This is a genomic window from Povalibacter uvarum, from assembly GCF_014202975.1.
Lineage (GTDB): Bacteria > Pseudomonadota > Gammaproteobacteria > Steroidobacterales > Steroidobacteraceae > Steroidobacter > Steroidobacter uvarum.
This window is the reverse complement of the sequence record NZ_JACHHZ010000004.1, coordinates 1-21,666: the sequence shown is the minus strand read 5'-3', so window position 1 is coordinate 21,666 and position 21,666 is coordinate 1. Positions and strand designations below refer to the sequence as shown.

Here is a 21,666-nt window from a genome sequence, read left to right as displayed (position 1 = left end):
GATCAGCCCTCCCCGCCGAATTCAGCCGCGCGGTGGATCGCCTTGCGGATGCGCACATACGTGCCGCATCGGCAGATATTGCCCGCCATCGCTGTGTCGATGTCGGCGTCGCTGGGCTTCGGCGTTTTCGCGAGCAGCGCCGCCGCGGACATGATCTGGCCCGACTGACAGTAGCCGCACTGCGGCACATCGAGCTCCATCCATGCCTTCTGCACGGGATGACTGCGATCCGCTGACAGGCCTTCGATCGTCGTGACAGTCTTTCCGGCGACTGCACTCACCGGGGTGATGCAGGCGCGCGTTGCAGCACCATCGATATGCACGGTGCACGCGCCGCACAGCGCCATACCGCAGCCGTACTTGGTGCCCGTCATGCCTAGCGTGTCTCGCAGCACCCAGAGCAGCGGCGTGTCGTCGGCGACATCCACGTCGTGCGCGGTGCCATTGATCGTCAGCTTGATCATCGAGGCGTCCCCCTTCTTTGCGTATGCCGTCTTTGCGTGCTGGAACAGGCGTTCCGCGTTTTGCTGCCGAATATACGCCGCGTCCGCCGGACATCCGCCGGTCGGTGGCAAATACGGATGAAACGGACCCCGAGAGGGGGATCAGGGCCTTTCCCCGATCGGTCACCCAGTTGTGACGCCCTGCAACAATACGCAACAGAAGTAATTGACAGAACAGATATAAATGCTATGTTGCATCGCAAAATGACGCGTAGCAACAAAGGAGGAAATATGGAAATCATCTACTTGGCGTTCTTGATTGGCACCGCGGCCATGACGCTGATGATTGCGCTCGACAGCCATAGCTGATCGACCTACTCGCCCGCGAGGACCCGCCGTACCGGCTGGTTCTTGCGGGACGCGGCGACCGAGTTCTTCGAGCCGCTTTTCTCTCTCCGATTTCTCTCTTCGCTTCCCTTCCATCGCCTGGCGCGCTCGTCGCTCTCTCCCGACAGTGAGTGTCGAGAAGTTTGACACTCCAGACCTCGCTGTGTATTTACGATTTGGCGACCAACGCTGGTCGCAATCGAGTTCATGCACAGGAGGGTCTCGTCATGGCGTTGTGGAAAGATCAGTACGGCCGGGAGCAGAGCGGCCCGGACCCGACCAGTGCAGCGAAAGAGCCTGAAAAAGCCGTGTCGACGCTGGCTGCGGTCTCTCAGCCCGCTCCCGCCCCGCAGTCGCGCAGCGACGCAGGCGGGAAGGAATCCGTCATCGCCGCCGGCCTGACGATCGAAGGCAAGATCGAAGGCAACGGTCACGTTCGCATCGCCGGCAACTTCAAGGGCGATGTTCATGTCCAGGGCAATCTCACCATCGAACAGGGCGCTCACCTGACTGGCGGCGTGCGCGCGAACACGGTCATCGTCGGCGGCGAACTGGAAGGCAACATCGATGCGGCCTCGCGCGTCGAGCTGTTGCAGACCGGCGTCCTGAACGGTGATCTGAAAGCCGGCTCGCTGACCGTGGCCGCGGGTTCGCGGATGCGCGGCCGCGCCGAGTTCGGTTGGGACGACAAGAAGCCCTGAGGCCGAGTCGCTCTAGTCGAACATGAATAGCCGCGTCGCGGCACCCGGGAAGACGAGGATCTGTCCGCACTGCAAGGCGACGATCCTCGAGAGCGCCGCCATCTGCCCGGGATGCCAGCATCACCTGCGATTCGATCCGAAGGCGATCGTCGAACGTCGGGCGCAACCGACGTTCTCGGCGCTGCGGGTCGAGGGCTCTTTCCGCAATCCGGAGAGCGCCGAGGCGTGGGAGTATTCGGTCGTAGTCTCGATCCGTAACGACCGGGGCGAAGAAGTCGCCCGCAAGGTCATCGGCGTGGGCGCACTGGGAACGAACGAAAGTCGCACTGTTACGTTGTCCGTCGATGTCTTTGCGCCTCGCAGCACGAAGTAGTCAAACGGAACGAAGAAGAAAATCGTTCAGGGATGAAATGCGCTTCGGCGCCGGGAACACATGCCACAACTTTATCTGGTCCGGCACGCCCGACCCTCCGCGGCCTGGGGCCAGGACCCTGATCCTGGGATCGATCCCGCGGGGCTCGAACAATCGCGTACCACGGCGAGCGAACTGGCCGCATCGCTCGCGCCGCTGACGATCCTGTCGAGCCCGTTGCGGCGCTGCCGCGAAACGGCACAGCCACTCGAACAGATGTGGCAACGCTCCGCGCGTGTGTTCACGCCCGTCGCGGAAATTCCATCGCCGCCGCTGGATGCGAATGCAAAGCGCGAATGGCTGACCACGGGCATGCAGGGGACGTGGTCGCAACTGCAGGCATCTTCGCCGCCTGGTTCGCCCGACTACCTCGAATGGCGGCAATCGCTGCTCGATTCGCTTTCCGCGATCGACTCGGATTGCGTCATCTACACCCATTTCATCGCTATCAACGTCGTCGCAGCCGCGGCACGCGGTTCGGACAAAGTCATCTGCTTCCGTCCCGACCACGCGTCCGTCACGCTCGTCGAAACGCACGGCAACGAAATCCGCCTCGTCGCGCTCGGGCGCGAAGCCGAAACATCCGTTCTGACACGCTGAGCGTCTGAAGCCGCATCGCGGGCCAGCCTGCCCGCGAAGCGTCGCGCTCTATAATCCGCCCCCCCACAACCACACAGCGGACTCCCATGAACATGTCGATGTACCAAGCTTCCGTCCCGATGTTCATTCATACATTGAAGAACCTCCGGGCGATCCTGGAGAAGGGCCTGGCGTACGCCGAAGCGCGCAAATTCGATCCGAACATCCTCGCGGGCAGCCGCCTGTTCCCCGACATGCTGCCGTTCTCGCGCCAGATCCAGATCGCCTCCGATGCGGCGAAAGGTGCGGCCGCACGCCTCGCGGGCATCGATCCGCCGAAGTTCGAAGACACTGAAACGACGCTGCCGGAACTGATCGCGCGGATCGACAAAACGCTCGACTTCCTGAAGTCGGTGCAGCCGGCGCAGATCGACGGATCGGAGGAACGGGAAATCACCATCAAGACGCCACGCCAGGAATTCAAATTCACCGGTGCCGTCTTCCTGCGCCATTGGGCGATTCCGAATTTCTTCTTCCACGTGACGACGGCTTACAACCTGCTTCGTCACGCCGGCGTGGAAATCGGCAAAGCGGATTATCTCGGCCGCGTCTGATCCGTCATCCCCGCGAAAGCGGGGATCCATCTCTCTCTAACGGCGACTGCGTTTTGCGGTCGCCGCTTTGCGCGCCGCTCCGCGTCGTCCCGAAGCAGTTGCCGCCGCCCCTTCCGTCACGGCGACATCGAATCCCTGAATGCATTTCCGCAGCAGCGACTGCAGCTGATCGGTCTCGCTCGCCTTGAGCGCTGACAGCAGCCGAGCCCACACGGCGTCGCCCACTCCCTTCGCCCGCTGCAGTCTGCGCTGCCCTTCGTCACTCAGGTGCCAGCTATCGGCTCGCGAATTTCCCGGGTGGGGCTCGCGCTTCACGTCCCCGTCGCTCTCGAGCCGGCGCAGGATCGTGTTCATCGTCTGCGCCGTGACGAAGCAGCGCCGCGCGATTTCCGCGCCCGCGATCCCCGGTTCCGATTCGAGCGTATAGAGCACCGAAAGGTGCGTGAACGACATGTCGATCCGTTCGCGCCGCAGGGATTCCTCCAGGGCCTGTCGCAGGACATGCCCCAGACTTCTCAGCAAATACGGCACCGCCCGCTCAGGAGGCAGGTCGCCCAGGCTCAATCCACGGATCTTTGCATTTCGTTGTGACATCACGCGTGGCGCATTATCAGCTTGCTGATACGATATCAGCAAGCTGATATTCCCCGCCGCTACCCGTTCACACTCCCCGCAGGCCCAGGATGAGTTTCCCCGACATCTCGCAACGTTCACCGCAGGTCCGTCGCGGGCGCAGCGCGCTTGCCGTCGCCGGCCTCCTCGTTCTCGCCGGCTGCGGATCACGCGAAGCTGCATCGCCAACCGCTCCGGTCGCACTGACCGTCACGACGACCACGCTGGAGACAGCGAAGCTCGCCCGAAGCATCGTGGCGAACGGCACGGTATTTCCGTGGCAGGACGTGATCATCGGCGCCGAGGTCGGCGGCTATCGCGTCGCGGCTGTGAATATCGATGTGGGTGATCGCGTGCGCAAAGGTCAGGAACTCGTGCGGCTCGCCGATGATCTCCTCGCCGCCGATGTGACTTCGAAGCGGGCGAACGTGCAGCAGGCTCAGGCCACGCTCGAGAATGCCGCCGCGGCATTGCGTCGTTCAGAACCGCTCGCGAGTTCGGGGGTTCTCTCGGCTTCGGATCTCGACAAGCTGCGCAGCGAAGAAATTGCAGCGCGTGCCCGCGTTGAAGTGGCGAAAGCGGAACTCGAAGCCGCCGAGCTCCGCTTGCGCTACACGCGTGTGACGGCGCCGGATGACGGTGTCATCTCGTCGCGCACCGTCACCGTCGGTCAGGTGGCACAGACTGGAACGGAGATGCTGCGCATGGTCCGTAATGGCCGGATCGAATGGCGCGCGGAGATTCCAGAGTCACGCATGCGCGAAGTCAAAGTCGGCCAGGCAGTCGATCTCACCACTGCCGATGGCGCCATCATCAAGGGCAAGGTGCGCACTGTCGCTCCCACGATCGAAAGCGCCACCCGCGCCGGCCTGGTATATGTCGACATTCCAGTCGGCAGCGCACGGCCCGGCATGTTCGCGCGAGGGGAAATCGTCCTCGCTCACAGCGACAGCAACATGGTTCCTGTCGCCAGCGTGGTGATCGAGGACGGCTACAGCTACGTCTTCGTTCTTGGCGCCGATGGCCACACGGTGCAGCGCCGGCGTATTGAAACCGGAATCGTCGACGGCAATCTCATCGAGATCGTGAGCGGCGTGAATCCCGGTGAGCGCGTCGTCGACAAGGGCGCGGGATTCCTCAAGGACGGCGATCGGGTCGACGTCGCGCTGGCCGACGCGGAACGTCCGTCATGAACTTCGTCACCTGGTCGATCCGCAATCCGATCGCCGTCATCGTCCTGTTCGTCGCGCTGACGGCCGCGGGCCTGCTCAGCTTTCCCAAGCTTGGTATCCAGGATCAGCCGGACATCGAACTGCCCGCCGTCATCGTGACGGTGCCCTATCCGGGCGTACCGCCTTCGCAGCTCGAATCCGAAGTCACGCGAAAGATCGAGGATGCCGTCTCCGCCGTCACCGGCATCGAGCACATCTCATCGACAGTGAACGAAGGCACGTCGACGACGATCGTGTCCTTCCAGTTCGAACGCAGCCTGAGCGAAGCCGTCGACGATATCCGCGATGCCGTGACGCGCATCCGCTCTGACCTGCCGCCCGATGCCCGGGAGCCGATCGTTTCCCGTGTCACCACGGCGGGCCGTCCAGTAGTGACGTTCAGCGTCGAGGCCTCGAACATGACCGACACGGAGCTGTCGTGGTTCGTCGATCTCACCGTGATGCGTGAACTGACTTCCGTGAAGGGCGTCGGCAGCGTGCGGCGCGTCGGTGGCGTTTCGCGCGAGATTCGTGTTTCGCTCGACCCCGATCGAATGGCGGCACTTGGCGCCACGGCGCGCGACGTGTCGCGTCAGCTGCGCGTCATCCAGGCCGAATATCCCGGCGGCGAAGGCCGCGTGGGCGGTCTCGAACAAAGCGTTCGCACCACCGGCACGCTCGCGTCCGCGCAAGAACTCGCCGCGCTGCCGATTGCGCTCGCCGATGGTCGAACCGTTCGGCTCGACACGATAGCCGATGTGCGCGATCAAGCGGCCGAACGCCGTCAGCTTGCCATGCTCGATGGGAAGACCGTCATCGGCTTCGAAGTCGTGCGCGCGTGGGGCGCCAGTGCGATCGATGTAGCGGACGGTACTCGCGAAGCAGTCGCACACCTCAGCAAGACGCACCCGAACGTTCAGTTCCGTGAAGTCAGCTCGACGGTGGATTTCATCCGCAAGTCCTATACGTCTTCGATGGAGATGCTGTTCGAAGGCGCTCTGCTCGCTGTCATCGTCGTGTGGATCTTCTTGCGTGACTGGCGCGCAACCGTCATCTCGGCGGCTGCCCTGCCGCTGGCAATCATTCCTACTTTCTGGGCGATGCATCTCCTCGGCTACTCGCTCAACATCCTCACGCTCCTGGCGCTCTCGCTCGTCGTCGGCATGCTGGTCGACGATGCGATCGTGGAAGTCGAAAACATCGTCCGGCATCTGAGGATGGGCAAGCAGCCGCTGCAGGCAGCGAAGGATGCGGCGATCGAGATCGGCCTGGCAGTCGTTGCCACGACCCTGACGCTGTGCGCGGTGTTCGTCCCCGTCGCCTTCATGGGCGGCATCCCCGGCGAGTTCTTCCGTCCGTTCGCATTCACCGCGGCTGTCGCAGTCCTCTTCTCGCTCGTCGTTGCGCGAATGCTGACGCCGATGATGGCGGCCTACATGCTGAAGCCGCACGACGAGAGCAACGAAGACGGCCGGATGAAACAGTTGTACCTGCGCGGCGTCGCATGGTGCCTCGGACATCGGCGTCGGACGCTCGCGTATTCGACGATCTTCCTGATTGCCTGCTTCGCGCTGATTCCATTCATTCCCAAGGGATTCGCGCCGGCGGGCGACGTGGGATTCGCAGTCCTCGCCGTCGAACTGGCGCCCGGGGCGACCCTGGAAGAAACGACTCGCGTCGCCGAAACGATTCGCGAGCGGGTCATGAAGATGAAGGAAGCAACGAGCGTCTACAGCATCATCGGCGCTGCGGCCGGCGGCGGGGGACCCGGCGGCGGCGATTCGGTTGGCGACGTGCGCAGAGCGAGTCTCACTGTTCAGCTCGTCCCTGCTGACGAACGCGACATCACGCAACAGGAATTCCAGAGAAAGGCAGCCGCCCAGCTGCGCGACATCCCCGGCGTACGCATCTCCTTCGGCGCACAGACCGGCAGCAAGCTGCAGATCACGCTCGCCGGCGACGATCCTCTGCAGCTCGAGCGCGCAGCCTCGGCTGTCGAGCGCGACCTGCGAACGCTGCCCCACATCGGTAACGTCACCTCCAGCGCGAGCCTGATGAAACCGGAGATCGTCATCCGTCCTCTGCCCGATCGCGCCGCCGAGCTTGGCGTCACGACCGAGACACTGAGCGCAGTGACGCGCATCGCCACATCCGGCGACGTCGAGAACAGTCTGGCGAAGCTCAATCTTGCGAGCCGCCAGGTCCCGATCCGCGTACAGCTCCGCGAAGATGCGCGCAGTGACCTCGAACGCATTCGTTTGCTGTCGGTGCCGGGACGCAATGGTCCCGTTCCACTGATGAGCGTCGCTGACGTTTCCCTCGGTGCTGGCCCTGCACGCATCACACGCTACGACCGCAGCCGCAACGTCACTATCGAAGCGGATCTCAACGGCCAGCCGCTCGGCGACATGCTCGCGAAGTCGCGACAACTGCCGGCGCTCAAGAATCTCCCGGCCGGTGTGCGCCAGGCGACGGCAGGCGAAGCCGAATTCATGATCGAGCTCTTCATGGGATTCGGCCAGGCCATGGTCGTGGGCATCCTGTGCATCTACCTGCTGCTCGTGCTGCTCTTCCGCGAATTCCTGCAGCCGATCACGATTCTGTCGGCACTGCCGCCCTCAGCAGGTGGCGCACTGCTGTGCTTGTGGCTGACCGGCTATCAGATGTCGATTCCCTCGCTGATCGGCATGCTCATGCTGATGGGCATCGTCACGAAGAACTCGATCCTGCTGGTCGAATACGCGGTGATGGCGATGCACGAACATGGGTTGTCGCGATTCGATGCTCTGATCGATGCCTGCTCGAAGCGGGCACGACCCATCATCATGACGACGATCGCGATGGGCGCCGGCATGCTGCCGATCGCAACGGGCTGGTCAGGCGATCCGAGTTTCCGTGCGCCGATGGGCGTCGCGGTGATCGGCGGACTCGTGACCTCGACAGCGCTGAGCTTGTTCGTCGTGCCGGTGATCTTCACGATCGTCGACGATCTGCAGCAACGGCTGCGCCGCGCGTTCGGCAAACGGAAGTCCACGAGCGATGGGGTCGCCCCCGTGGAAAATCCTGCGCCCTAGGTCCACTACGAGTCGTTACTGGCGCCGGCAACATCGGCCGGCGCCGGCTGCCCAAGGAACAGAAGCCGCTCATCGAGTGCGTTGACGATTCGCACGTAAGCAGTCGCGCGCTGTTCCGCCGAACCGAGCGACTGAGCTGCGTGCAGCGCTTCCTGAAAGGTCTCGTGGCCCCCCGTGGTGTCGCCGATGGTCGCCTGCGCAGCAGCCAGTGCAGCGAACGCCGCGGGGCGGATCTGATTGTCCGGGATGGCTCGAACCGATACCTTCGCGGTTCCGATGTTCGCGCCCACGATCTGCGGCTGTGTCCGGACCTCATCCTTGCGCAGCAACTGCACACCGATCACACCGAACAATGCCGCGGTCTGCGTCAGTGAGTTCCCTTTCGCCGAAGGGTGCTGCAGCAGCGCATTGGCGCCGCCCGATCCTGCTTGCGACGCGACGACGTCGCGGATCAGCAAGGCCTGGGTGACACGATCATCGATTCTCGATGCGACCTCGAGGGCATCGCCACTCAGGCCGATCCGGACGTAGCTTCGGGCGACTGCATCGTGCGCATCGTCCCGACGCGGACCAGCAGGCATGTCGGCCGCAGCCGAGAGCGCTGAGGCGAGCGCTTCCTTTGCACCCGTGACGTCGTTCGCAGCGAACTTCAGGCGCGCAAGATGCGACCAGGACATTGCCCGGCGCATGTCGCGATCCTTCGCGGTCGACATGACTGAAGTTGCGGAAGCGAAGAGCCGATTCGCGCCTTCCACATCCCCGCCAGCCGCCATGCGCGTCGCGATACGCGCCTGCACCAACGCCCGATCGATCGGTGAATCAATTGCCGAAGCAGTGACGAGCGCTCCGGCCTTGTCGCCCAGATCGAACTGAGCGATCGCGATCCGCTCCGAGATCTGCGACCGGTGCGCTTTGCGGATGCCAGAAGCCATCGATTTGGCGCGAACGAGTTCGCCTGCCCGAACATCGGCCACTGCAATATCGCCCGCAGCCTGCGCGCCGTAGAAATCGTCATCGATTCTACGCAGCGTCTCGCGCGACGCCTTCAGGTCGCCGCGGGACACCTGCATGGCGACGATCTGCCGCCAGACCTGATCCGCCGCATCGTCATCGGCGATCCGCATCGCCGTCTTCATGGCGCCCTCGAGATTGTCGCTGCGCAACTGCGTCATCGCGATCGCAAGCAACGCTGCGCCCTGCGGCCGCTCCGACCGGATCTCTCCGGCCGTCGCTCGCGCGCCCACGAGATCGCCCATTGCAATCTGTGCAAGAACGATCTCGTTCAGAACCCAGCCCTGGAACGTGGGCTCGACGATGCCTTCGGCGGATTTCAGCGCGGCGCGCAACGTCTTCTCAGCCGCGTTTCGTTCATCGATCAGGGCTTGCGCTCTCGCCACGCCCGTTTCGACTTCCGCGCGCCGATACGGATCCACGATCTGTTCGCTGCTGGCCAACGCCCGATCGATGGCTTCGTGCCGCCATACGGCCGGATCCGAGGACGACGGCGTCTCGATTCCCGCGACGCACGGAGCTGTCATCGCAAGCAGCGTTGCGATCAGCCCGCGCCCTGTCATCGTCGCTCCGCTCGTCATGCAGGCCCCTACGGTGAAAGTCCCTCTTCCTTGCACCGCCCGACACCGCGGGCGGCAAGCTTGGTCCAGGCCTCTTCCGCATCGTCGGCGAAACAGAAGAGATCGGCATCGGTCGGGTTCACCATGCCGTGTTCGATCAGCGACTCGAACTTGATGACCGAGCGCCAGTAGTCCTCGTCGATGAGCACGGTCGGGATCAGGGGCGCCTTGCCGGTCTGCTGCAACGTCAGGATCTCGAAAAGCTCATCGAGCGTGCCGAAGCCGCCCGGCAACACGACGAGTGCGTTGGCCCGCATCGCAAGATGCATCTTGCGCATCGCGAAGTAGTGAAACCGGAACGTGAGATCAGGCGTGGAGTAAGCGTTCGGTTGCTGCTCCGTCGGCAGCGTGATGTTGAAGCCGATCGAGGGTGCACCTGCCTCGATCGCGCCTCGATTCGCCGCCTCCATGATGCCGGGACCGCCCCCGGTCGCGATCACGTTGTCGCGCGCGTCACCGCCCACTCGCAATGCGCCGCCGCGTTCCGAAGCGATGCGTCCGAACCGGCGTGCCTGCTCGTACCAGAAGGCATGACGACCCGGCCCGTCTTCGCGGATCCGGGCACTGCCGAAGACAACGATCGTCGAACGGATCTGCCAGCGCCGCAGCGCTTCTTCCGCCTTGGCGTATTCGAGGAGGAAGCGAACACCGCGCATGGAATCGCCAAGGAGAAAATCCTTGTCGAGCGCTGCGAGACGGTACGAAGGCGAATCGACCTGCGCAGCGTTGGGAGCGATAGAAATCGGTTCGGGCATGATCAGCCTTGAAGGCGAAGTGTTGCGGTGAAGTTTGGTCCTTCATGGCTCGCCTCTCAAGCCTTGGGAAAGAAAGCGGCTGCGAGCGGTGAGCCAGAGGGTTGGGAGAAGCTTCTGGCTCATCGCTCGTAGCTCATCGCTCGCAAGCTCTAAACCGCCCGCAATGCTTCCGCAACAGGAAGTCTCGCCGCCCGAATGGCCGGGAACAGTCCACCAATCAGGCCGATCAGGCAGGCCCAGATGATGCCGGTGGCGACGAGCTGCGGGCTGACCGTCAACTCGAAGACGAGCTGAGTCGCGGCCCCGCCGCCGCCCGAAGTGCTCACGACATGGCCGTTGAAGAACAGCCACGCGATCAGCGCGCCGACCGCACCGCCGATGAGCGCCAGGAGCAGCGCCTCGACCAGCACAGAGAGCACCATCGCAGTCGAACCGAATCCGAGCGCGCGCAGCGTCGCAATCTCACGAACGCGCGCACTGACCGCGGAGTACATGGTGTTCAGCGCGCCGAAGACCGCACCGACCGCCATGATCCCGCCCACGACGTAGGCTATGTAGAAGATGATCCGGCTGATCGTCTTCGACTGCTGCTTGTAGTAGTCACGCTCACGGTGGACGTCGACGGCAAGCGCCGGATTGGAGGTGAGAGAGTCCTTGAACTGCGCGAAGGCGCCCGGCGATTCGAGCAGCACAACCACGCTCTGGAATCCGCCGCGACGCTCCGCCGAATTGACAGTCTCGACATCCGCCATCATCTCGGACTCGTGTACATCTCCACCGCTCGAGAATATGCCGACGACCTTCCACACCGCACCACGCGTCGTGATCTGATCGCCGACGTTCAGCCCCTTGAACTGGGCGTTGGCCGACTTGCCGACGATGACCTCGTTCACCGCGGGCGCGAACATCCGCCCTTCGATGATCTTCAGTTCGGGACGGACTCTCTCGAACTGCGTGCCGACACCGCGCAGGAGAACGTTCACCTCGGCCCCGTCGTCCTTCTTGAACAGCGTGACTCGGCGCATGCTCTCCGGGGAGGCGATCGGCTTGCCTTCGCCGTCACGCTTCACTGCGGCACCCTCCGTGATCAACCGCACGGCATCGCGGGCGAGCACACTGGAAGCGTCGGATGCAGATCCGTTGCGCAGCACGATGGCACGGTCGTCCCGTCCCGCATTGTTCATCGTCTTGATCATGCCGGTCGACATCGCCAGCACCGAAATGAGCACCGCCACGACGCCGGCGATACCAATCACGATCACGAGCGACGTGCTCGCCCGCTGGCGGAGGCTCCGGAGGTTCATCGCGGTGACCGAACCGATCTGTCGCAACATTTTCATTCGAGTTCTCCGGTCAGCGCCCAGCCAGCGCGTCTACGATGTTCAGCTGTCGTGCGCGCCACGCCGGCGGCAGACCGCTCACGAGCGCGAGGACGAGCGCCATCCCGGCACCGAACCCGACCACGACCAGCGGCATCTTGAAGTCGCCGAAGATCGGTTTCAGTGCCGGGAACACCAGGCTCGCGAGGAACAGCCCCATCGCCGCCGCGAAAACGCAGAGCAGAAGTGCTTCGACGAGCACGAGCGCCAGTACCTTCGTGTCCGAGAATCCCAGCGTCTTCAGCACGGCAAGCTCGGACGTCCGTTCGCGCACCGACTGCATCATCGTGTTGGCCGTCAGGAACAGCAGCGTGAACAGCACGGCGCCGACGATGGCGTTCGCGATGAAGTTGATGTCGCCGATCTGCTTCATCTGCATCTGGAACAGCGCCGACTCGGTCTGCGTCCGCGTCTCGTAGCTCGAGTTCTCGAACATCGTGTCGATCTGCTTGGACACCTGCGTTGCAAGCGTCGGCTTGTCGAGGCCGACGAGGTAGTAGTGAACGACGCCGTCGCCGAACGCCGCCGCTTCCTTGAAGTACGCGTGATTCAAGTAGAACGAGGGGAAGCCCGCGCCGAACGCCGACAGGTCGAACGTGCCGACGATGTCGAAGTACCAGGTATTACTGCCTTCCTTGTTCGTCCAGATAGAAGTGCCGACCGGAATGCGGTCACCGACCTTCCAGCCGTACTGTTTCGCAAGCTGGTCACTGACGAGCGCGCCGGTGCGCGTGCGCTGCATCGCCTCGATGTACTCGGGATTGACCTTGATCTCGCGATAGACCTTGAACAGTTGCTCCGCGTCGGTGGCGAATGCCGGCAGCGCGTTGTTCGAATTCTGGTAGTACCCCCCGAAGTACGACCAGTACGACACGGCACGCACGCCGGGCACCGCTTTGATCCGCTCCAGATAGGCGATCGGCAGACCGTCCGTCATATCGGACTTGGCCGATACGTACAGGCGATCGAGATTCAAATTCTGCACCGCCTGGTTGAACCCTTGATTGATTCCCTGGAGCAGCCCGAACAGCAGGAAGGCTACGACGATCGACAGCATCGTGAAGATCGTGCGCGCTTTCTTGCGCCACAGGCCGGCCCAGATGAGGCCGAAGTATTTCATGCGACGTGCCTCACTTCTTCGCGCGACAACCGGCCCTTGTCGAGATGCAGTTCACGTGTCGCGTACTCGGCAGCGCGCGGATCGTGCGTGACCATCACGATGGTCTTGCCCTGCGAACGATTCAACGCCTTGAGCAGGTTCATGATCTCTTCGGCGTTCTCACGATCCAGGTCGCCCGTCGGCTCGTCGCACACCAGCAGCGTGGGATCGGAGACGATGGCTCGCGCGATGGCGACGCGCTGTTGCTGACCGCCCGACAGCTCGTTGGGCTTGTGCTTGGCGCGATCGGCGAGCCCGACGAGTTGCAGCGCAGTCTGCACGCGCTGCCTGCGCTGACTGCGGGACAGAGTCGTCAGGAGCAGCGGCACCTCGACATTGGCCTCGGCCGTGAGCACTGGCAGCAGGTTGTAGAACTGGAAGATGAAACCGATGTTTCGCGCCCGCCAGTCGGTCAGAGCGCTGCGGGACAGTTTGTCGATGCGGTCCGTGCCGACGATCACTTCGCCCGAAGTGGGCTGATCCAGGCCCGCCATGAGATTGAGCATCGTGGTCTTGCCCGAACCCGAGGGGCCCATCAGCGCCGTGAACTCACCCGCCTCCACCTCGAGGTCCACGCCATGCAGAACTTCAACCTTCTGTTTGCCGCGAACGTAGCTTTTCTTGACGTTGCGCAGCGTGACGAGTGCAGCCATTTGAGTCCCCGGTTCGGTGTTATGAGCCCGAAGTGTAGGGGGGAGCGCTCACACAAGGTAAGGGTGAGCCGGCGAATGGCGGGAACGTGCCGGTGGGAGGTCCGTCAATTCATGCGGGCTGCGGTTGCGCCTGCAGTCTCGCCTCGCGGATCGGGAAGTTGATCGCTGCCGCCATGAGCGCAAGGGCGATGTCGGCGTACCAGATCCATTCGTAGCTGCCGGTCTGTGCGACTGCCACGCCGCCCAGCCATGCGCCGAGGAATCCGCCGACCTGGTGCGAAACCAGGGTGAGACCGAACAACGTCGCGATGTAGCGCGTCCCGAAGAGCTTGCCCACCAGGCCCGCCGTCGGAGGCACGGTGGCGAGCCACGTGAACCCGAGCGCACCGGCAAACAGGTAGACGTTCAGCGCAGTCTTCGGCATCACCATGTAAATCATCACGATCAAAGCACGGCTGCCGTAGATCCAGGCCAGCAGATACTTCATCCGATAGCGCTGCCCGAGCCAGCCGGCGATGAGACTCCCGGCGACATTGAAACCGCCGATCAGTGAAAGCGAGTAAGCAGCGACTGTCGGCGCCAGGCCGCAGAGTTCCAGCTCGCTCGGCAAGTGCGTGACGAGAAACGCAACGTGGAAGCCGCAAGTAAAGAAGCCTATGTGCAGGTACAGATAACTCGGATTGCGCATCGCCTCGCGGACCTGCTCGCCCAATCCGATGTGTGGAACGGCAACCGGTGACGGCACCGCGACCTCGGTCTTACCGGTTTGGCGCAGCAGGAGCGCCAGAGGGATCGTGAGCAGGGCAGCAGCCGCGGTGAAGAACATCGCGCTCACCCAACCCGTGAATCCGATGAACGCCTGGACGACCGGCGCGAAGATCAATTGCCCGAACGAACCGCCGGCATTGATGAAGCCGGAGGCGAACGAACGCTTCTCCGCCGGCAGTCGCTGGGCTGCGATGCCGATCAGGATCGAGAAGCTGCCGGCCGCCGCACCCGCGGCGCCCAGAATGCCCATCGTGAACAGCAGGCCGCTGCCGCTCGACACGTAGGGAGTCAGGAATGATCCGAGTGCCATCATCAGACCGCCCGCGACGATCACCTTGATCGCGCCGTACTTGTCCGCAATGGCTGCAAAGATCGGCTGCGCCAGCCCGAACATGAATTGCCCGATGGCGAGCGCGAAACTGAAGGCGACGATCGTAACGCCGGTCGATTGCGTGATCGGCAGCAGAAACAGCCCGGAAGTCTGCCGCGTCCCCATCGTGATCATGAGGATCGCCGCTGCCGTCACCGTCAGCACCACGATCTGTCGCTGCGATAGGGAATGCGTCATGAGCCCGACCTTCGGAAAATGACGGCGATAGTAGCCTTCCGGGCGGGACCGCGGCAGATACAGTCCGCGCCAAGTCGCGGCCGACAGTATCGCCCCGATCAACTCACGCAGAACGCAACCGCCGATCGAGCGCACGGCGCGAGACCCTCAGGCGCTTACAGGATGCAATCCCACTCAAGGCGTCGAACCGCTACGCCAGCCCAGCCGCGCGGGCCTGTGGATCCGGCTGAAGCCGGACCCACAGTCAGACCAGAGCATCCGCTACAGTCTCTCTTCGTCTCACTTCGTCGCCACGAGAACGCGCGCGGCGAGTGCGCCGAGCCTGCGTCGCAAGGCACGAGGCTTCACGATATCGACGTCGTCGCCGAGCTGAAACAGCACTCGCATCGCGGCGTCCTCGTGATCGAAGTCGAGCGTGACGGCTTTCTTCCCCGGCTTGTCACCCAGCGGTTCGAGCCGTGCGCGAAACCAGTTGCCGTAAGTTTCCAGCAGGTGCTTGCGGCCCCGCGTCGACAGAACGATGTCGACGGAAAAGTTGTGCGGCGGATTCTTCTCGAAACGCTCGCACCAGCCATGCCAGAACTTGTGCAGATCGAAATCGGGATCGCGCTGGAACGTTCGCGCCGTGCGTTTGAGCGACTGCATCCGTGACAGTCGATAGACACGCAACTCGGGCTTGGATTGCCCTGGTTTGCGCCGCTGCCCGACGAGATACCACGTGTCGACCTTGACCACGAGCGCGTAAGGCTGCACTTCGTACTCCGCGAGTGTGCCGTCGCCACGCTGGTAGACGATGTCGAGGCATTCGTCGTTCCACACGCAGGCGCGGATCTCGTCGAGGAACGGCGACGCCACGGAAGCGCGAAACCAGGCCTTCGTATCGAACAGCATCCGACCGCGTGCATGCTGGGCTCGCAATTGATGCATCGACGGCACGGCGGCCGCCAGCTTGTCGAGCGCGGTTCGCGTGGGAGTTGCGAGCTCGCTCGTGCCGATCGAAGCCGGACTCGCGATCAGCGCCAGTGCCTCGGCTTCGCCTGACGACAGACCCGTCAGATCGGACGTGTAACCCTCGATGAGCCGGATACCGCCGCCGCGTCCCGGCTCGCTGTAGACGGGCACACCCATGGCCGACAGCGCATCGATGTCGCGAAAGATCGTGCGCATCGAGACGTCGAGGCGGTTCGCCAGCTCGCCGGCGGTCTGGCGTCCGCTGCGCTGCAGGGCCATCAGCAATGAAATCAGTCGTTCGGCACGCATGGGGCTATTGAAGCGCGCAAAGATGACAGGGATTGGCAGGGATCGTCAGGATAATACCCGCATACGAAGAATCGCCAGCCGGAGGGACCGCCATGAACATCACTGCACTGGGCCACGCAGCCATTCGCGTCCGCGATCTCGCTTCCAGCGAGAAGTTCTACTCCGGGATCCTGGGCATGCCGGTCGTCATGCGCTTTCCCGAGGAACAGGAGCTCGGCTTCGGCATCGGCAAGTCGAGCGTGTTCATGGTCCACGCCGTGGGCTCGGACGCGCCCTCGCCTGACTCGCGCACGCTAGGCATCCATCACATGGCTTTCATTGTCGGCAACACGCCTGCAACCCTGACCGCGGCCGCCGATCGGCTCGAGGAACATGGCGTGCGCTACGAACATGTGGCGCATGAAGAGCACGAATCGCTGTTCTGTCGCGATCCGGATGGGCACCTGATCGAGCTGTACTACTGGCCGACTTGGTGAGGCTTCGCCGCAGTCACTTCAACCCGGCCCCCATGAACGCCGCCGTGTAATCCGCCTGGCTGCGGCGGATGACTTCATGCGCTTCGGTCCGGTTGTAGATGTGCGTGATCTCGACCGGGTCCACGGCGCCCGGAGCCTGCTTGTACGTCAGGAAATAGTGTCGCAGGCGTTCGATCACGCCGGTCGGGCATTGACGAATATCGGTGTAGTGACCGTAGAGCGCATCCTCGCGCATGACCGCGATGATCTTGTCGTCGGCGCGATTGGTGTCGATCATCCGCAGGCCGCCGATCGGGATCGCCTGAACCAGCACGTCGCCGCGCGGCAGAACCTTCTCCGTCAACACACAGATGTCGAGCGGATCGCCATCACCGATGATCGCGGGGCGCCCCGTCTTTTCGCTGCAATAGGCACCGACGCGCTCCGCGCACAGGGTTCGCGGCACGAAGCCGTACAACGCGGGACAGACATTGGAGAACCGCTGCGGCCGATCGATCTTGAGCAGTCCGCTCGCCTTGTCGACCTCGTACTTCACCGTGTCCGCCGGCACTATTTCAATGAACGCGGTGACGGCTGAAGGGACTTCAGGACCCGGATCGACTCCGTGCCACGGATGAGCGCGGAAGGCAGAAGGAAATTGCGTTGGCATGGTTGTAGTAGTGGGATCGTTGGAGATGCCGCGGCCGGAGCGCTGCTCGCTGACTGCAGCAATCCCGTGCCATGCGTCTTAGGATACAAGACATGACGGACCTCAAACGCTACATCCGCGACGTACCGGACTTTCCGCAGAAAGGAATCGTATTTCGCGATATCGCTCCGTTGCTGCGCGAGCACTTCGCACCGACGATCGATGCGCTGGGCGCATTGCTGCCGGCGGAGCGCTGGCAGTCGATCGATGCCGTTGCGGGGATCGAGTCGCGCGGTTTCATCCTCGCCGCGGCACTCGCCATGCAGCATGGCAAGGGCTTCGTACCGATCCGCAAAAAGGGCAAGCTGCCGCCGCCCGTCGTGGATCGACCCTACGCGCTCGAGTACGGCTCGGGCGTACTCGAGATGCAACGCGGAAACGGAACGCTCGTGCTCGTCGACGATGTGCTCGCGACCGGCGGAACTCTGCGGGCGGCCGCGGATCTTTGCACCGATGCGGGCTACGAGGTCGCTGGCCTCATCGCCCTCATCGATCTGAAACTGATTCCCCGTTTCGAGTGGCGCGGCCAGGTGGCCGTTTCGGTCATCGAATACGTCTGAGGAAGGGAAGCGCCGCTTTTTTTGCGGTGCGGCAGTTTCCTTACAAATCTTTTGCGCCGGAGCGTGTCTATCTCTCGTTGAACGCGGCCCGCCTCGTTTCGGCGGCGTTCCGCCAGACGCTATCCTCGGCACTCGGAATCGATCCATAGGTGTTGAATGAAACTCAGGCTGAAGCTGACCGGTTTTGCATTCGCTCTCGCTTCCACCGCGGCGGTCGCGTTGACGCCCGGCCATGTGGTCGGGAATTTTCAGCTGCCCGACCAGAGCGGCAAGGCACACGAGCTGTACGGGTCGGCCGATCGCAAGGCGATCGTGCTGATGGTGCAGGGGAACGGCTGCCCCATCGTTCGCCAGGCGATCCCGGCGCTGCGCGAAGTGCGCGATCAGTACCAGTCACAAGGCGTGGAGTTCCTCCTGCTGAATTCGAACCTGCAGGATTCGAGCGACAGCATTGCGAAGGAATCCCAGGAATTCGGCTTCGGCCTCCCTGTGCTGGTCGACAGCAAACAGCAGGTCGGCGAAGCGCTGGGCGTGCAGCGCACGTCGGAAGTGTTCGTGATCGACCCGAAGACCTGGCGCCTCGTGTACCGCGGCCCGATCGACGATCGCCTGTCATACGAACGCCAGCGCCCGCCGGCGAATCACTATCTGAAGGACGCACTCGATGCGGTCGTCGCCGGCAAACCGGTGAAAGTCGCTCAGGCCGACGGCGTCGGCTGCATCGTGAATTTCCCGGACCGCGGGAAGAAAGCCAAGACCTGAGAAGGAAGAAGACTTTCCACGGGGTACACGGGGTGCACGGGGAAGACAATAGAATCGAAACAATCGAGTCGCTGAAAAACTCGCGGCGCGACAGCGTTGACCCTCTTTGCCCCGTGATCCCCGTGTACCCCGTGGAGAATCTTCTCTTCCTCTTGGCCTGCCTATAGCCGAGCGTGCTTGATGCGCAGGCTCTCGTTCCACTCGCGGGCGAAATCGCGCTTCGCGCGAGAATTGATCCAAGCCACTACGCTCATCGCGATCAACGCGCCCAGGCTGGCAAGCGCCATGTCCTTGTGCGCATCCCACACGTCCCCCTGCGTGCCGAGATAGGCGGCGCCGAGCTCGCCGCCGAAGAATTCGGCCGCGCCCCACTCGATCAGCTCATACAGCGCTGATGTCGACATGGTGAGATCGAGCGGCAGGAAGTAGCCCCAGAAGCCGCGCACGCCCGCGACGCGCAGGAACAGTTCGCGGATCGGATACGAGAGCAGCAGACCGTAGCTGAAGTGCACGACACGATCGAAATTGTTGCGCTGCCAGCCGACGAGCTCGTTGAACGTCGATCCCGTGAGCGATCGCCACCAGTCGTCGTAGGGCACCTCTGCGTACGTGTAGTGGGCGCCGATCGTGTGCAGACACAGGAAGACGAAGATCAGCGTGTAGGAGGTACGCGATAGCGGAAAGGAGCGGTACGTGAATACGAGCAGGGCGATGGCCAGGACGACCAGGACGTTCTCGAGGATCCAGTCCTTGCGATCGAACGGCTCGAATGCCAGCGGAATCCACAACGCGGTCAGCGCAGCGGTCAGGATCAGCACATATCTTCGGTGGCTCAACGGGCGCTCCTTCTTGTCGTTGCTTTCGATCGCTGCGGGAGGTCTGCGGATGTTAGCAGCGCGTCGGCAGAATACCTGCATCGCACGCCGGGGCCGCGGAACCCCGCAGTGTGTCGAAACGTTTCCTGAGCGGAAGGACTCAAAAACTCGTCGACCTCGGGAAAATTCGGACCCAACGAATGCCGGTGGCTGAAGAGTCTGGGCACTTCCAATGGAAGCCCCGCCGTCGTGACGGGGCTTCTCTCTTTGCCGCAACCCCTCATCGTGCCCTGCGGCAAATCCTCTGTCGCAATTCTGCGAAGGCTGCACTCGGTAAAACTTTCGCTATATTCCGCGCTCCGCTGTCGGCGAATCGGGCTCGGCATGCGGTTTCATTTCGACGAAGGAAATACGCATGCACCGAGCCGTTCGCTGCCTGACCGGTCTTCTGCTGATCGCTCTGAGCTTCCACAGCATCGCAGCGACGATGTACATCTCCGATGAGTTGACTGTGCCGCTGCGCCGCGGCCCCACGAACGGCCACAAGATAATCAATGCCGCCCTGCCGAGCGGTATGGCGCTCGAAGTGCTCGGCGAAGACAAGGCGGCCGGCTTCACGCAGGTACGCACACCCAATGGCACTGACGGCTGGGTTCCCACTCAGTATCTGCAGGCCAACCCCGTCGCGAAGGATCTGCTCGTCGCCGCGAACAAGCGCATCCAGGCACTCGAGACGCAGCTGAAATCGACGAAGGACAATTTCCAGGAAACCCGCAGCGCCCAATCGCAGGCGGAGACGCGCAATGCCGATCTCGACAAGCAGACGCGACAGCTTCAGACGGAGCTCGCCGAATTGCGCCGGGTTTCAGCCACATCGATCGCCCAGTACGAAGAAAACAAGCAGCTCAAAGTCGAGAACCAGCAACTGCTGGCGAAGGTGACCGAACTGGACAGCCAGGTGGGCCAGCTCCGGCGCAACACGCAGTTCAAGTGGCTCATGGGCGGTGGCGGCCTGGTCCTGATCGGCCTCGCCCTCGGCGCATGGATCAAGTCGCGACCCAAGCGCAGCACCTGGGCGTAGGCCCTTGAGCTACCTGAGCGACGGATACGTGAACAGCAGAAAGTGCGTCGCGTTGAGCGCGAAGTGGGTGAGCATCGCGAGCTCGATGCGGCGCGTTCGCTCGTACACCAGCGCGTAGCCAAGGCCCGCAACTGTCGCGAGCACAACGTACGGCCAGCCGCCGGCAAAATGCGCGACGCCGAAGAGCACGGCGCTGATGCTCACAGCGATCGGCACAGCGTATGGGCGACTGCCCAGCGCATTCTGTGTTTCGCGCTGAATGAAAGCGCGAAAGAAGGCCTCCTCGCTCAAGCAGGTCAGGAACAGGTTGGCGATCGCCCAGATCCAGAAGAGCGAATGCCAGCGCGGTTCGAATCTCACGTAGCCCATTGCCAGCGACAGCAGCATCGCGACCAGCACAGTCAACGTCATGATCGGCAGTGCCCGCTTCAGGCCCTCTGACAGCGACGGCACGACAGACGACATTCCGCCGATCCCCAGCAACAGAATTCCCGCGATCGTTTTGTCGAAATTGAAGTAGAGCGTGTAAGGCACAGCGCCTGGTGTCAGGACGACATCGCGCACGACGAGGGGATTGCTGAATCCTGGGAGCACATGCGTTCCGAGCAGCAACACCAGCGCGACGATGACGACGGCGGACAGACCCCGGACCCACAGAAGCGAGAATCGACGGTAAATCAGCAGTGCCGCAGCAAGCAGGACGATCCAGATCGCAGCAGGCCCATGCAGAACACCTGCGACATAGCCGGCCACGAGAGTCGCGACGAGCAATGCAATCCAGCCTCGACGTGGCGCGAGCCAGAGACCGACGACGGTTGCGAGCAGCAGTGCGCAGGCCGCGATGGAAAGCGCGGAGAATGAATCGAGAGGGAGCATCGCGGAATTGTAGGCGATGGAGTCGACGTGCGACTTCCGCTTGTGGGTCCGGCTTTAGCCGGACGTCATCGCGCTAGCGAGAGGGCCTTCGGCCTTACGTCCGGCTGAGGTGGTCTCAACGGGTCGATGCAACATCATCCACTAGACCGGAGGTGTGAGATGTTGCGTAAGAGACTATCAGCTGAAGAGCAGGCTCAGATTT

22 protein-coding genes are annotated in these 21,666 nt (G+C 63.0%); 10 read left to right on the top strand and 12 right to left on the bottom strand.

Annotation, left to right across the window (positions count from 1 at the left end):
- Nucleotides 1–2 precede the first annotated feature (2 nt).
- Entirely contained in the window at nucleotides 3–464 is a 462-nt protein-coding gene (locus HNQ60_RS16560) for a (2Fe-2S)-binding protein (protein WP_184333882.1), read from the bottom strand.
- Between the two features lie 593 nt (nucleotides 465–1,057).
- Between HNQ60_RS16560 and HNQ60_RS16555 the strand changes: the two genes are divergently transcribed.
- From HNQ60_RS16555 to HNQ60_RS16540, 4 genes are all read left to right on the top strand, one after another.
- Complete coding sequence (locus HNQ60_RS16555; protein ID WP_184333881.1) at nucleotides 1,058–1,531, top strand: bactofilin family protein; 474 nt, start codon at nucleotides 1,058–1,060, stop codon at nucleotides 1,529–1,531.
- A 22-nt stretch (nucleotides 1,532–1,553) separates the two neighbouring features.
- Nucleotides 1,554–1,904: a hypothetical protein gene (locus HNQ60_RS16550; RefSeq protein WP_184333880.1), complete on the top strand. Its 351-nt coding sequence runs from the start codon at nucleotides 1,554–1,556 to the stop codon at nucleotides 1,902–1,904.
- 60 nt (nucleotides 1,905–1,964) lie between these two features.
- Nucleotides 1,965–2,543 carry a SixA phosphatase family protein gene (locus tag HNQ60_RS16545; protein WP_184333879.1) on the top strand — a complete coding sequence of 193 codons (579 nt, stop codon included), beginning with the start codon at nucleotides 1,965–1,967 and terminating at the stop codon, nucleotides 2,541–2,543.
- 86 nt (nucleotides 2,544–2,629) lie between these two features.
- A complete protein-coding gene (locus tag HNQ60_RS16540) occupies nucleotides 2,630–3,136 on the top strand; it encodes a DUF1993 domain-containing protein (protein ID WP_184333877.1) in 507 nt (168 codons plus the stop codon).
- 36 nt (nucleotides 3,137–3,172) lie between these two features.
- Here the strand turns inward: HNQ60_RS16540 and HNQ60_RS16535 are convergent, their stop codons facing one another.
- The gene (locus HNQ60_RS16535; protein ID WP_184333875.1) at nucleotides 3,173–3,730 is read right to left on the bottom strand and encodes a MarR family winged helix-turn-helix transcriptional regulator; all 558 of its coding nucleotides are present in this window, start codon (nucleotides 3,728–3,730) and stop codon (nucleotides 3,173–3,175) included.
- Nucleotides 3,731–3,819: 89 nt separating this feature from the next.
- Between HNQ60_RS16535 and HNQ60_RS16530 the strand changes: the two genes are divergently transcribed.
- Both HNQ60_RS16530 and HNQ60_RS16525 read left to right on the top strand, forming a co-directional pair.
- Nucleotides 3,820–4,941, top strand: a complete 1,122-nt coding sequence (locus tag HNQ60_RS16530; protein ID WP_184333874.1) for an efflux RND transporter periplasmic adaptor subunit — start codon at nucleotides 3,820–3,822, stop codon at nucleotides 4,939–4,941.
- The gene (locus HNQ60_RS16525) at nucleotides 4,938–8,033 is read left to right on the top strand and encodes an efflux RND transporter permease subunit (protein ID WP_184333871.1); all 3,096 of its coding nucleotides are present in this window, start codon (nucleotides 4,938–4,940) and stop codon (nucleotides 8,031–8,033) included. The genes HNQ60_RS16530 and HNQ60_RS16525 overlap by 4 nt, the downstream gene beginning before the upstream one ends.
- Before the next feature lie 5 nt (nucleotides 8,034–8,038).
- Here the strand turns inward: HNQ60_RS16525 and HNQ60_RS16520 are convergent, their stop codons facing one another.
- The 7 genes from HNQ60_RS16520 to HNQ60_RS16490 all read right to left on the bottom strand — a co-directional run bounded on the left by HNQ60_RS16520 (nucleotide 8,039) and on the right by HNQ60_RS16490 (nucleotide 16,206).
- Nucleotides 8,039–9,607 (bottom strand): hypothetical protein, encoded by a 1,569-nt coding sequence (locus HNQ60_RS16520; RefSeq protein WP_184333868.1) that lies wholly within the window; start codon nucleotides 9,605–9,607, stop codon nucleotides 8,039–8,041.
- A 26-nt stretch (nucleotides 9,608–9,633) separates the two neighbouring features.
- Complete coding sequence (locus tag HNQ60_RS16515) at nucleotides 9,634–10,407, bottom strand: LOG family protein (RefSeq protein ID WP_184334405.1); 774 nt, start codon at nucleotides 10,405–10,407, stop codon at nucleotides 9,634–9,636.
- 161 nt (nucleotides 10,408–10,568) lie between these two features.
- A complete protein-coding gene (locus tag HNQ60_RS16510; RefSeq protein ID WP_246433660.1) occupies nucleotides 10,569–11,759 on the bottom strand; it encodes an ABC transporter permease in 1,191 nt (396 codons plus the stop codon).
- Nucleotides 11,760–11,772: 13 nt separating this feature from the next.
- A complete protein-coding gene (locus HNQ60_RS16505; RefSeq protein WP_184333866.1) occupies nucleotides 11,773–12,918 on the bottom strand; it encodes an ABC transporter permease in 1,146 nt (381 codons plus the stop codon).
- Complete coding sequence (locus HNQ60_RS16500; protein ID WP_184333863.1) at nucleotides 12,915–13,610, bottom strand: ABC transporter ATP-binding protein; 696 nt, start codon at nucleotides 13,608–13,610, stop codon at nucleotides 12,915–12,917. The genes HNQ60_RS16505 and HNQ60_RS16500 overlap by 4 nt, the downstream gene beginning before the upstream one ends.
- Before the next feature lie 109 nt (nucleotides 13,611–13,719).
- The gene (locus tag HNQ60_RS16495) at nucleotides 13,720–14,946 is read right to left on the bottom strand and encodes an MFS transporter (protein ID WP_184333860.1); all 1,227 of its coding nucleotides are present in this window, start codon (nucleotides 14,944–14,946) and stop codon (nucleotides 13,720–13,722) included.
- A gap of 279 nt (nucleotides 14,947–15,225) precedes the next feature.
- Nucleotides 15,226–16,206: a helix-turn-helix transcriptional regulator gene (locus HNQ60_RS16490; protein WP_184333858.1), complete on the bottom strand. Its 981-nt coding sequence runs from the start codon at nucleotides 16,204–16,206 to the stop codon at nucleotides 15,226–15,228.
- 92 nt (nucleotides 16,207–16,298) lie between these two features.
- On the opposite strand from HNQ60_RS16490, the gene HNQ60_RS16485 reads away from it, so the two are divergent.
- A complete protein-coding gene (locus HNQ60_RS16485) occupies nucleotides 16,299–16,682 on the top strand; it encodes a VOC family protein (RefSeq protein ID WP_184333856.1) in 384 nt (127 codons plus the stop codon).
- A gap of 13 nt (nucleotides 16,683–16,695) precedes the next feature.
- Here HNQ60_RS16485 and HNQ60_RS16480 read toward each other — a convergent pair whose 3' ends face one another.
- Nucleotides 16,696–17,331, bottom strand: a complete 636-nt coding sequence (locus tag HNQ60_RS16480; protein ID WP_184333854.1) for an inorganic pyrophosphatase — start codon at nucleotides 17,329–17,331, stop codon at nucleotides 16,696–16,698.
- A gap of 92 nt (nucleotides 17,332–17,423) precedes the next feature.
- On the opposite strand from HNQ60_RS16480, the gene HNQ60_RS16475 reads away from it, so the two are divergent.
- Together HNQ60_RS16475 and HNQ60_RS16470 are read left to right on the top strand one after the other, a co-directional pair.
- The gene (locus tag HNQ60_RS16475) at nucleotides 17,424–17,930 is read left to right on the top strand and encodes an adenine phosphoribosyltransferase (RefSeq protein WP_184333852.1); all 507 of its coding nucleotides are present in this window, start codon (nucleotides 17,424–17,426) and stop codon (nucleotides 17,928–17,930) included.
- Nucleotides 17,931–18,086: 156 nt separating this feature from the next.
- Complete coding sequence (locus HNQ60_RS16470) at nucleotides 18,087–18,692, top strand: redoxin domain-containing protein (RefSeq protein WP_184333849.1); 606 nt, start codon at nucleotides 18,087–18,089, stop codon at nucleotides 18,690–18,692.
- 161 nt (nucleotides 18,693–18,853) lie between these two features.
- Here HNQ60_RS16470 and HNQ60_RS16465 read toward each other — a convergent pair whose 3' ends face one another.
- Nucleotides 18,854–19,528 (bottom strand): DUF2238 domain-containing protein, encoded by a 675-nt coding sequence (locus tag HNQ60_RS16465; RefSeq protein WP_246433659.1) that lies wholly within the window; start codon nucleotides 19,526–19,528, stop codon nucleotides 18,854–18,856.
- Between the two features lie 394 nt (nucleotides 19,529–19,922).
- On the opposite strand from HNQ60_RS16465, the gene HNQ60_RS16460 reads away from it, so the two are divergent.
- A complete protein-coding gene (locus HNQ60_RS16460; protein ID WP_184333844.1) occupies nucleotides 19,923–20,588 on the top strand; it encodes a TIGR04211 family SH3 domain-containing protein in 666 nt (221 codons plus the stop codon).
- A gap of 9 nt (nucleotides 20,589–20,597) precedes the next feature.
- Here HNQ60_RS16460 and HNQ60_RS16455 read toward each other — a convergent pair whose 3' ends face one another.
- On the bottom strand, nucleotides 20,598–21,464 hold the full coding sequence (locus tag HNQ60_RS16455; RefSeq protein WP_184333842.1) for a CPBP family intramembrane glutamic endopeptidase: 867 nt from the start codon (nucleotides 21,462–21,464) through the stop codon (nucleotides 20,598–20,600).
- Nucleotides 21,465–21,666: the final 202 nt, after the last annotated feature.